The following is an 11,554-nucleotide window of genomic DNA, read 5'->3' on the forward strand; positions in this document are numbered from 1 at the left end:
AGAATATCATAAATGGAAATTTGATTCACAGTGGTACCAACGTGTAGCAGGTAACTTTGTAATTAAAGCACAGGCACAGTTTGGTTTCTTAGGTCAGTATAATAAAGCAGTAGGTCAGTCAGCATTTGAGCGTTTTAAATTGGGTGGTGATGGTATGCAAGGTTTTGATTTCTTACAAGGATCAGAGCTGATCGCCATGCGTGGTTATGCCAACAATACAGTTATCCCGGTAGGATCAAACCCAAGTATTGCACAACAATCTGGTAGCCCTATTTATACGAAATATGTATTGGAAGCACGTTATCCGGTTATAGCAAGTCAACAAGCTACAGCCTTTGTGTTGGCCTTTGCTGAGGGTGGTAACACCTGGAACAGGTTTAGTGATTTTAATCCATTCAATATCAGAAGATCAGTTGGTGTTGGTGCCAGAATATTTTTACCGATTTTTGGTTTGTTAGGTATTGATTATGGTTATGGTTTTGATGCGATTCCAGGCTTGCCAGATTCAAACAAAGGTCAGTTCCACTTTAGTATCGCACAACAATTAGGTGGATTTTAATTGATAAAGCGTAAAAAAATAATTAAATATGCAATAAAACACTATAAGTTGAGTTTAAACAAGGCTTAGGTTATAAACGAATTATAAAACACACACAAATGAAAAAGTATCTTTTTATCGCATTTTTACTTTGCACCACTTTTGGTGCTTATGCACAAAAGTTTGCATATGTAGACACAGAGTATATTTTGAAGCAGATGCCAGAATACAAATCGGCGTTGAGCCAGTTAGAGGGAGCATCAAAACAATGGCAACAACAGGTAGATCAAAACTTTTCTGAAATAGATAGGATGTATAAAGCCTATCAGGCAGATCAGGTTTTATTAACCGATGATATGCGTAAGCGCCGTGAAAACGAAATTATCGAGAAAGAGAAACAGGCAAAGGAATTTCAACGCTCAAAGTTTGGTCCTGATGGTGAACTTTTTCAGGCCAGAACTAAATTAATCAAACCAATTCAGGATAAGGTTTCGGATGTGATTAAACAAATTGCAAAAGCAAAATATCTGGATTTTATTTTTGACAAGAGCAGTGAAGCAACCATGATGATTTATGCAAGCAGCAGCTACGATGTTAGTAATGATGTAATTGTGAAATTAGGTTACAAACCAGGGTCAGGAAATTAGTATATTCGCCCCCTTAGAATTTAGAAAAACAATAAAAAAATAAAAAAAGTAAAATAGAACGATGAGAAAGTTAATTAACGTATTCTTTGTAGCAGCAGGGTTAATGTTTACAGCGAATATGGCAAGTGCGCAACAGAAATTAGGTCACATTAATTCAGAAGATGTTTTTGCTAATCTTCCTGAAGCTAAAACAGCTCAAACTACCTTAGAAACTTTAGGTAAATCTTTACAGGGAAGCATTGATGGAATGATCAAGGAATATCAAACTAAATTGGCTGCTGCCCAGGCTAAAGAAAAAACTTTAAGCGAGGCGAACAAAGAGCAAGTTGGTAAAGAATTACAAGTTGCCGGACAAGAGTTACAAGATTTAGAAAAACGCATTACTGATGCCCGTACTAAAGCATCTCAGGATGTAGGTACTAAACAAGGTGAGTTATTCCAACCAATTCAGGCTAAAGTGGCAACTGCAATTTCTGCTGTAGCTAAAGAAAAAGGCTTGGCTTACGTTTTCGATATCGCGAACGGACAAGGTGGTAACAACTTAGTTTTCTGGGAAGGTGGCGATGATATCACTGCTGCAGTTAAAAGTAAATTAGGTATTTCTGCTACTGCTGCTAAACCGGCTGCACCAAAGAAATAAGTCTTAAGTTTTCAGTCTGGAGTCGTGAGTCTCCATGGCTAACTCAAAATATAAAACGGGATCGGGGAAACTTGATTCCGTTTTTTTTTCGACTAGTGTTGTAAGGTTACAAAAAACATTGTAACGTTGTAATGTTAAGATTTTGTTTTAACGCTTCCACATTTAATCAATAAATGCAAAAAACATCTCCAATAGGTATTTTCGATTCTGGTTATGGAGGATTAACGGTTTTCAGGTCTATAGCCGATCGATTGCCAGACTATCAGTACATCTATCTCGGCGATAATGCCCGTTCTCCTTACGGCGATCATTCTTTCGATACCATTTATAAATATACTCTAGAATGTGTGGAATGGCTTTTTGCCAAAGGCTGTGAATTGGTAATTTTGGCCTGTAATACTGCTTCAGCAAAAGCACTTCGTACCATTCAGCAAAAAGATTTGCCTGCAAAGTATCCTGGCAAAAGGGTACTTGGGGTAATCAGGCCAACTGCCGAAGTGATAAACCAATTCACGTCAAGCAAAACTGTAGGCGTGATGGGCACACGGGGAACGATTAATTCTCAATCTTACCTGCTGGAGATAAACAAATTTTTCCCGGAGATAAGAGTTTACCAACAGAGCTGCCCGATGTGGGTGCCGTTAATTGAGAATAATGAGCATCTTCAAAGTGGGGCTGATTTTTTTATTAATGAGTATTGCCGCCAGCTGATGACACAGTCTGACGATATTGATTGTGTTTTATTGGCCTGTACACACTATCCTTTATTGCTGCCTAAGCTCAAAAAAGTGTTTCCAGATTATATCAATATTCTAACACAAGGCGAAATCGTAGCGGCCAGCTTGGTCGATTACTTACAGAGACATCCTGACATCGAAAAGAAACTGAGCAGGAACCAGGAGAAATCATTTTTCACCAGCGGCGATCCGCTGGCATTTGATGAACATGCCTCGATCTTTTTTGGGGAAGATTTGAAATCAGAAAAGATGTAACAGCGTATTGGTATTAAGAATGCCTTTAAATGCCTTTATCATGCCTTAGGGTACGACGTTGTATGCGATAGGACTACTTGGTACATTAGTAACCCTAAGTGAATTGAATGAATGTACGAAAACACCAGTTAAGCTTAGGGATAATGACCGAACGGCTATCTAGTAAAACTACTGCGGCAACTTCTCTACCCGAACTAAAACAGTAGGAGAGGTGAGTGCATCTAAAAAAGAAACAACAGCATCTTTCTCTGCTTTGCTCAACATTAAACCTTTTAAAAGCTTATCATTTTTAGGCAATAACGGATCATTTTCCTGTTCTGGTCTAACCCTTTGCACAGGCATGCCGACATTGTACATGTTCATCACTCCATCCATATCAGGAAACAATCCGTTATGAAACCACGGAGCAGTTTTCATTACATTTCTCAATCCAGGTGTTTTAAACTTACCCACATCTTCCGGTTTTTTGGTGACATTGTATAGGCCTAAATCCTCGTATTTCCGTTTAAAATAGGTCAAACCATCATTATGGAATTCGTTGTCGGTAAACAATGGGCCATTATGGCAATTGATGCAGCGGGCTTTGGTACGGAACAGATGTAAGCCCACAATTTGTTGATCAGTCAAGGCTTTTTTGTCTCTGGCCAGGAAACGATCAAATGGTGTTCTTCTGCTCACAATGCTGCGTTGAAAAGTAGCCAGACTTTCGAAAATTCTTTTATTGGTAATTGTTTTCGATCCAAATGCTGCTGTGAAATATGGTTGATAACCTTTTATTTTCGTCAGTTTTTTAGGAAGCATTTTCATGTCCTGATGCATTTCATTGTGTGCTGCTACCGGGCTTTCTGCTTGCTCCTCTAAACTTGCTGCTCTTCCATCCCAAAATAGACGTTTATAAAACCATACATTTTCTAAAGATGGTGCATTACGAATATTGGTTAAATGATCATGGCCAACAGAAACCTGGCGACCATCAGACCAATGCAAATCTGGTGCATGGCAGCTCGAACAAGAAATTTGATTAGAGCCTGATAATCGAGGATCGAAAAATAAAATTTTTCCAAGTTCTACCACATTCTTCACCGAATCATTTTTTAAATCAACCGGAGAGGGTGGAAGTTCCCCTAATTCCTGAAAAACGGCCCCTTTATCAACAGTGGGTTTTGGCCACTGATCAGTAGGTTTTGAATAAACTTTACGCAAGCTATCTATACTCAATTCATCCTCATCATTAAAATTGGTGGATTGAAAAGAAAATAAGATTAATCCGGTTAGGATTAAGGCAAGCGTGACCAATACTTTATTCATGGGGTTAAAAATACAGATTTAAGCTAATATTGGAAGAAAATGATAATTAGAGTGACTACAAGTACATGTTAATTCCAAAATGAAATACTGATCTAAATCCGTTCGGCACAAAGGTTGGATTTAAATCATGTCTCATGTCTTGCTTTAACATTTTTCGTAAGTCGAATTGACAGTATAATCCAAATTGTTGATTCTTAATTAATTTTGACGTTAAATATTCTGTAGAAAACTCGCCACCGAGTACGCTGCTATTGAAATAGTAATAATCTGTAAATGCTACATTACGTATAAACTCTGTAATTGAGTTAGTATTGTATTTTAATGTGGTATTTATTGGCGCAATGAAATATGGTTTTAGTGAAATTTTAAATTTACTTTGTTCATCAATTAAATGATATAAAGTTCCACTTAAATCTATTTTAAGTTGTTCATAAGATAAACCGGCTGCTTGATTCAAATCCAGTTTGTCATTTTGAGTATAAGATAAGTTTAAGCCAAGTTCTTTTGCGTTGTTTTTGTTTTTATCCCAAAGTAGACGATAACCGCTACTAACATTTAGCGCATTAACTCTATAATTGACTCTGTTAAGGCTACCAGAAGTTTTTAAATTTCCATCATATCCTTCATTATATGTAAAACTAAGTGAAATTTGATGAGCTGTATTAATCGAATTATTTTTACTTAAAAGTAATGAGCCATTTATAGTATTTAAGTTAAACGTTGCAACTGTAGCAAAATTTGGGGCTGTTTTATTTTGTGTATAATTTTTGTTAATTAATAATTGATATTCTGTTGCAAACTGTATGTTCCAATCCTTAAATTTTGTAGCATACTGTATTCCGAAGCCTTTATAATCATCATATTTGTAAACGTTGCTCGTATCCTTTATAACAGAACTTCCATAACCATACTGCATATAATGAATCCTGTCGGGGTAGAGCAAACTTGTCTTGTAAACATCATTTTTATATCCAAGAGATACTTGTTCATCGGCTTTTCCTACAATTGCATACAAACCTAACGAATGCCTGTTTAGATTTAAATTTACACCGGGTTTTACCTTTAAAATAAATCGGTTCGAGCTTAAACGCGGATCTACTGTGCCAGAGCTTTGATGTTTTTGGTAATCTAAATTGATAAAAGGAACGATGTGATTATTTAAAGTGGAATAACTTAACGACGTTTTTGCAATGTAATTTTGGCGTTTATACAGGCCGCTTTTATTTGCATACGGATAAAATGTTGTGAAATCTTCGAGATTGTTCTTTTGGCCATTTGCTAAACTATCTTCGGAAGAATTGTTAAATTCTATGCTGCCTGCAATTCTAAATTTCCCCAAAATGTTAAATCCTTTAGCTAAAAATTTGGGCATATTTATAGAATATGCTTCTTGAGCACGTCTGAAACCGCCATTTTCTCGTTTGAAATCCAACTGTAAAAAGCCATAGCTTTTTAAGGGGTTTGCATTTGAAAATGTTGGTGAAAATAAAATGTTATCAATTAGATTTTGATTTTGACTAAAAAAATAAACAGAATCTTTTCCACTCTGAGCATTAGCAAGAATGGAAAAGATTAATAAGATAGGAATTATTTTTAAAGCTCTATGATTCAACATATTACTATTGAGCTATAAATGAAGCTTCATCTTTACCTGGATTAGCTTTAATTAATTGACCAAAATCATTACGGGAGTTGTTGGTATCTTGTAAAACTTTTCTACCACCAATTGTTTTTGCAGTTTTACGTACAATCGATTGACTCGAATATTGTCCACCAGTAATTGATGCAGCGCCAGAATCAAAAGCCATAGGCAATCTTCTAGGTGTTTGATCGGCCGTAATTATTGCTTCAGTTTCAACAGCATCTATTATATATTTAGCTGGTAATTGAGGGTATAAGACGGTTGCTGCTGTTACCGTTCTAACTGTAGGTAAAGCATAACTAGGAATATTGTTTAAGTTAAAGCTTTTATCAACTTTTAAAATTGCAAAAGATTCTTTTCCTTGAGGGTTTAAAACCATGTCTCTTGCACCAGTTGCAAAATAGGTTTCCATGTTAGGAACATTTGGATTGTCAACATCGCTTGCAAACATTGTTCTGCCTGGTTCTAATTTTTGCTCGTAAGGATATAAATAAGCCTCAAAATCAGCATTAGCTAAATTTACAGTCAATGCCGGATTACTTATGTTTTGAGTGGTACCTCCATTAGTTGTGTAAGGTTTTGTATGGTCTAAAGCGGTTTGTGCAATAACAATGCTTTTGCCAGCTAAAACAGGATATTTTTTACCTGTACCATCGCTAGGAATCATAAATAATTCTTTTACGTAAACATAATCATCATTTGCATTTCCGGTTGCAACCATGTTTAGCGATTTACTCCAATCGTATTGATTGTTTGCTAATGAATAACTATCCGCAGTTTTATTTATCTTACCATAAACAACAGCAATTAATAAACTATCTGCATACAAAGTTTCTGAGGTGTTATTGTAAACTTCAATAAATTGGTCTCTAAAAATTGCCCCAGTTGAAGCATTTGAACCTGCATAATAAACCTGCTTAATTACAAAACCCCCAATAATTTCACTGTTAATTAATTGAATTTTTGCATCGGTATTACCAAAATAAGATTGATTATCTAATGAATAATTTAAATAATAATCACTTTCGCGATACGTACCTGTTAGCGTTGTAAATTCTGCCCCCGTTATCTTAAGAGAAACATTTATGCTGTAAGCTCCAGGTACAATGCTTTCTACAGCGACTAAACCTTGGTGGTTAGCTTTCAAGGAATACTTACTATTATTTAATTTATTAACTAAAGTAATTTCCGCTTTTTCGTAAGGAACTTCAAACCAAACCTTATTCCGATCGACACTTAATTGTATCGATAGATTAATAGGTTGAGTTTCTTCTTGATTTTTTTTACAGCCAGTTACAATAATTGTAACGAGTAATACAAAGAGTATAGATAATTTTTGTTTCATAATTATATTTTTTAAAGCTTTAAAGATATACCACCAGTTATACTAAGTGGCGAATTGTAAATGGTTGTTACTGGTGCGCCTGTTTCCGGATTTATGACAGTGTGTTCTGGTCTTATATTAAATGTATTATATGATGTGATTGCAATTCTTATTCGTTTATTAATTTCTTTAGCTACTGATAAAGAGAAATTCGCATATATAAGCTTTTGGTCAGTGTTTGTTAAAGAAAGATTTCTTGGTGGAATAGGACTAATCTCTCCTTCAGCGAAAAATATAGTTTGCATATTTTGATCTAAGTAGCCAGAAGCCTGTTGAAGTTTTTCATTGTACTTAGATTTTCTTCTGCTTGCCCAAAAAATATCGGTATTAGTCATTACTACAAAGCCTAATTTAGGGATGTGCGTTGTGGTATTTAATTTACTTGTAATAACATACCTTTTATCGAATGATAACGGTTTAAAAAGAGCGTAATTTATATTTTTACCACCTATTACTACTGGCGTAGCTAGATAAATAGCATCTACCACAGGGGTACTTTCTTGCGATAATATGTATGAAGTACTTGTAGAAATGCTTGTGTTGATTGCAGAAATTTTATTAAAATTAACACCCAATCAAAACCGTAAGTATCGGAGTTAGATAAATTCGATATTTTATAGTAAGAGTTGCCAAAGTACGAGGTAAAAGTTCCTGTTTCCTGGTACACAATTTCCTTTATTGAGGCATCATATCTATAATTATAATTTGGTAAAACAAACTGTTGGTATTGGCGCACGTTAGTAAAACCATTTTTCGAACCTTTATAAAATGCATTTAATCGGGAACTAAAAATTTTATTGCTAAAATTGAGGTTAAACTCTGCCTGATTCGATTTACTAGCCTTTAGATTTGGATTTGCAGCTTGAAATTTTTGTGTGTACACTAAATATAAAGCTGCATCGGTATTAAGCGCAAAAATTAGCGGAACATCTATCCATGCAGGTGGCGGATACAGGTGAGCTAGTGTTGGCGATTTGGAAGATATGCCGTAAGCGATGCCAAAATTCCATTGCTTATTTAAATTTATCTGAGTACTTAATCTGGGTTGTATAGAAAGAGAACCATTTTGAGAATCAAATCTAACACCTAAATTCGAGGATGTTTTTTTACCGAATAAGTTATAAGCGATATTATCTGTAAGATAAATACCTGTATTAACTATGGCTGGATTAAGTTCGAAGGAATAAGGGCGAACATTCGTACTATTATAGTTGATAAATCTTGGTCGTTCTGGGTCAGAAATTATTCCTTTTCCACCATTATTGGTGTAATTGCTATTAATTCCATAAGTTAGGTTATGAAGTGTACTGCCTAAATTAAATAAGCTTGCAAACCTTAAATTACCACTTGCAGAAATTGGCTTGCCAATAATTTCTTCTACTGCTAAGTACTGACCGCCTAAAACTGTTCCTTTATAAATGCCAGTTGTATCCTTAGCTGTGTAACCCTTTGGAGCTTGATTTAAAAACCATTGAGAATAACTTTCTTGATTAGTTTCTGAATAGGATAATATAAGATTTAAACTCTTTAAAAACTTTGAGTTTATTTTAAAATCTGTTGTGTTTGAGATTCTAATTCCATTTTGTTTAGCATAATATTCTCTTCTATTGCCATCGTCAGGGTCAATTTTATTTAAATCAATCTTACGGTTATAATCAATATTAAATTTATTTCTGATTACACTACTTATGCTATATTGCCAGCGTAATGAAGTTCCATATCTCTTATATTCTTGAAAATTATCTGTAGGATTATCATTGGAGATGGCGTAGTTTAGATCTAAAGTAATTCCACCCAATTTACCTGGTAAGTTAATGCCCTTATTTAACGAATAATTATAAGAGCCAGCATTAATATTTGTAGTAAATTGTAATGGCGATTTGCCAGCTTTTCTTTCAATAATAATAGCTCCATCTGTTAATTCGCCATATTCTGCTGAAGCTACCCCTTGTATTACTTCAATTTTTTCTATTGATTCTACCGGAATTTCTCGTAAATCAATTCCTCTAAATGGAACGTCTGTGGCTGAGCCTGAATTAGTGGCTGGTACAACGGCCCCCATTCCCCATTGTGTTGCCGGACGCGATTGCATATTTGCATCGTTGGAAAGCCTAACTCCATCCACAATTATCGGGATTCCTAAAGAATTATTTAGGTCGTATGTTCCGCCTAATGTATTTCTTAAAGTTAATGTCTGAGCAACATTAATATTTGGAGCTACTAACTGCTTTCCTGGTAATGTATTTAAAACATCGATTAAACTAAAAGCTTGAATTCTTTCAATAGCCTCTTCATCGAAACTGATAGACGAAATAGAGTTTTTACTTTTGGCATAGCTAGAACTTATTTGTACATCTTGAAGGGTTAAACTGTTTTGAACCAGCGTAATATTAATTGGATTTGCAAAGTTACTACGTGTTATCTTTACTTCTTCGGATCTTCGGCCTACCGATGTAAATTTAAATGTTACTTGGTTTAAATTAGCAGGAACAGAAACTGTAAACTGACCATCGTTATTGCTAATGATATAAGATTGAGTTTCCTCACAAAATATGGTAACTGATTGGATAGGAGAACGCTTCTCATCAACAACCTTACCCCGAATTGTGATGTTTTGCGCAAAAACTGATATTGCAAAACTCGAAATAACTAATAGTATAGTAAAAAATTTTCCCAACCTGCCAGTAATATTAATTAGACTTATTCTAAAGATTCCGCAAAGGTGTGTGTTTTTAACTAAACTTCCAAATTATTTAGATTCATTCCAGATAGTTTAAAGTTTCAAAATTTTGAACAATGCTTATTCAAGCAAACCAAATTAACTCGTTTGTGACAAAAGAAAACACTTTTGTTTAGGTTGTGATTATTTAAAAGGATAACTTTGCGGCTTCAAACCCACACAATGAGTGATCAGATAAAACACGAATGCGGAATCGCTTTTATTCGCCTGTTAAAACCACTTTCTTACTACCAGCAAAAGTACGGTACAGCACTTTACGGCCTTAACAAATTATACCTTTTAATGGAGAAACAGCATAACCGGGGCCAGGATGGCGCAGGTATTGCCACCATTAAACTGGATATGAAACCTGGCAGTAGGTACATTAGCCGATACCGGAGTATGGCTTCGAATGCGGTAGCAGATATCTTCGAATACGTACAGAATAAGTTCGTAGATATACAAGAAAACACGCCTGAATTAATGCAGGATACAGAGTGGCTCAAAAACAATGTTAGCTTTATCGGCGAGGTGTTATTGGGCCATTTGCGTTATGGTACACATGGTAAAAACAGTATCGAAAATTGCCATCCTTTTTTAAGGCAAAATAACTGGATGACCCGTAATTTAGTCATTGCCGGTAACTTTAACATGACCAATGTTGATGAGTTATTGGAGCAATTGTATGAGTTGGGGCAACATCCAAAAGAAAAAGCAGATACTGTTACCGTTCTGGAGAAAATTGGTCACTTTTTAGATGATGAAAATCAAGACCTCTTTGATCAGTACAAAAAAGAAGGACACGATAATGTATCTATTACACACAAAATATCCGATCATTTAGATATTGCAAATATCCTTCGCCGCTCGGCCAAAACCTGGGATGGTGGTTATTCTATTTGTGGTATGGTTGGTAACGGCGATTCATTCATCATGCGTGATCCGGCAGGTATACGCCCGGCTTATTATTATTATGATGATGAAATTGTTGTTGCAGCTTCTGAAAGACCAGCTTTACAAACAGCCTTCAATATTCAGTTTAAAGATGTGAAGGAAATTGATCCTGGTCATGCTTTAATCATTAAGAAAAACGGCGAGGTGAGCATGGAACAGTTCCGCGAACCTACCGAAAGACTATCGTGTTCTTTTGAACGCATCTATTTTTCAAAAGGAAGTGATGTGGAGATCTATCGTGAACGTAAACAATTAGGTCGTTTATTGAGTGATAAAATTCTTCAGGCAGTAAACTACGATTTAAAAAATACCGTATTTTCTTTCATTCCAAACACCGCTGAAGTAGCTTTCTTCGGCATGGTTGATGGCGTTCAGCAATATGTACGCAGGCACCAGAAAGATATTCTTTTACATAAAAAAGAAGAGTTGACTGATGAGCAGCTGGAAGATTTATTATCATTAGCACCTAGAGTTGAAAAACTAGCCGTTAAAGATGTAAAGTTGAGAACCTTCATTACTCAGGATGCTGATAGAAGTGAAATGGTAGCCCACGTTTACGATACAACTTACGGTATTATCAATAATCATCAGGATACTTTGGTTGCATTAGATGATTCAATTGTTCGTGGTACCACCTTGAAACAGAGTATCATCAAAATCGTAGATCGCTTACATCCGAAAAAAATTATTATTGTTTCTTCTGCACCTCAAATCCGTTATCCTGATTGTT

Annotated in this window: 9 protein-coding genes and 1 pseudogene; 5 read left to right on the forward strand and 5 right to left on the reverse strand. The window is 35.4% G+C overall.

Annotated elements, in window-relative coordinates; genetic code table 11:
- From ON09_RS18760 to murI, 4 genes and pseudogenes are all read left to right on the forward strand, one after another.
- Positions 1 to 559 (forward strand): annotated as a pseudogene (locus ON09_RS18760) (outer membrane protein assembly factor BamA); the annotation flags it as partial.
- Between the two features lie 98 nt (positions 560 to 657).
- A complete protein-coding gene (locus ON09_RS18765) occupies positions 658 to 1,185 on the forward strand; it encodes an OmpH family outer membrane protein (protein WP_010602607.1) in 528 nt (175 codons plus the stop codon).
- Between the two features lie 61 nt (positions 1,186 to 1,246).
- Complete coding sequence (locus ON09_RS18770) at positions 1,247 to 1,825, forward strand: OmpH family outer membrane protein (RefSeq protein WP_010602608.1); 579 nt, start codon at positions 1,247 to 1,249, stop codon at positions 1,823 to 1,825.
- Between the two features lie 173 nt (positions 1,826 to 1,998).
- The gene (gene murI / locus ON09_RS18775; protein ID WP_010602609.1) at positions 1,999 to 2,817 is read left to right on the forward strand and encodes a glutamate racemase; all 819 of its coding nucleotides are present in this window, start codon (positions 1,999 to 2,001) and stop codon (positions 2,815 to 2,817) included.
- A gap of 168 nt (positions 2,818 to 2,985) precedes the next feature.
- Here the strand turns inward: murI and ON09_RS18780 are convergent, their stop codons facing one another.
- The 5 genes from ON09_RS18780 to ON09_RS18795 are packed head-to-tail and all read right to left on the reverse strand — an operon-like array spanning position 2,986 to position 9,828.
- Positions 2,986 to 4,125, reverse strand: coding sequence for a cytochrome-c peroxidase (locus ON09_RS18780; protein ID WP_010602610.1), 1,140 nt, complete (start codon positions 4,123 to 4,125; stop codon positions 2,986 to 2,988).
- A gap of 55 nt (positions 4,126 to 4,180) precedes the next feature.
- Positions 4,181 to 5,740: a DUF6850 family outer membrane beta-barrel protein gene (locus tag ON09_RS18785; RefSeq protein WP_010602611.1), complete on the reverse strand. Its 1,560-nt coding sequence runs from the start codon at positions 5,738 to 5,740 to the stop codon at positions 4,181 to 4,183.
- 4 nt (positions 5,741 to 5,744) lie between these two features.
- Positions 5,745 to 7,112 carry a DUF4876 domain-containing protein gene (locus ON09_RS18790; protein WP_010602612.1) on the reverse strand — a complete coding sequence of 456 codons (1,368 nt, stop codon included), beginning with the start codon at positions 7,110 to 7,112 and terminating at the stop codon, positions 5,745 to 5,747.
- An 11-nt stretch (positions 7,113 to 7,123) separates the two neighbouring features.
- A complete protein-coding gene (locus ON09_RS24435; RefSeq protein ID WP_010602613.1) occupies positions 7,124 to 7,639 on the reverse strand; it encodes a hypothetical protein in 516 nt (171 codons plus the stop codon).
- Positions 7,633 to 9,828, reverse strand: coding sequence for a TonB-dependent receptor (locus ON09_RS18795; RefSeq protein ID WP_010602614.1), 2,196 nt, complete (start codon positions 9,826 to 9,828; stop codon positions 7,633 to 7,635). Before ON09_RS18795 ends, ON09_RS24435 begins: the two co-directional genes overlap by 7 nt.
- Before the next feature lie 225 nt (positions 9,829 to 10,053).
- On the opposite strand from ON09_RS18795, the gene ON09_RS18800 reads away from it, so the two are divergent.
- Positions 10,054 to 11,554: amidophosphoribosyltransferase (locus tag ON09_RS18800; protein ID WP_010602615.1), on the forward strand; the 1,501-nt coding region annotated here is incomplete at its 3' end.

The sequence above is a fragment of the Pedobacter agri PB92 genome (assembly GCF_000258495.1).
In the GTDB taxonomy this organism is placed as follows: Bacteria; Bacteroidota; Bacteroidia; order Sphingobacteriales; family Sphingobacteriaceae; genus Pedobacter; species Pedobacter agri.

What these genes read in the sequence shown, in the direction of transcription:
- ON09_RS18765 (WP_010602607.1), top strand. Translation starts at nt 658, where the DNA reads ATGAAAAAGTATCTTTTTATCGCATTTTTACTTTGCACCACTTTTGGT.
- ON09_RS18770 (WP_010602608.1), top strand. Translation starts at nt 1,247, where the DNA reads ATGAGAAAGTTAATTAACGTATTCTTTGTAGCAGCAGGGTTAATGTTT.
- murI (WP_010602609.1), top strand. Translation starts at nt 1,999, where the DNA reads ATGCAAAAAACATCTCCAATAGGTATTTTCGATTCTGGTTATGGAGGA.
- ON09_RS18780 (WP_010602610.1), bottom strand. Translation starts at nt 4,125, where the DNA reads ATGAATAAAGTATTGGTCACGCTTGCCTTAATCCTAACCGGATTAATC.
- ON09_RS18785 (WP_010602611.1), bottom strand. Translation starts at nt 5,740, where the DNA reads ATGTTGAATCATAGAGCTTTAAAAATAATTCCTATCTTATTAATCTTT.
- ON09_RS18790 (WP_010602612.1), bottom strand. Translation starts at nt 7,112, where the DNA reads ATGAAACAAAAATTATCTATACTCTTTGTATTACTCGTTACAATTATT.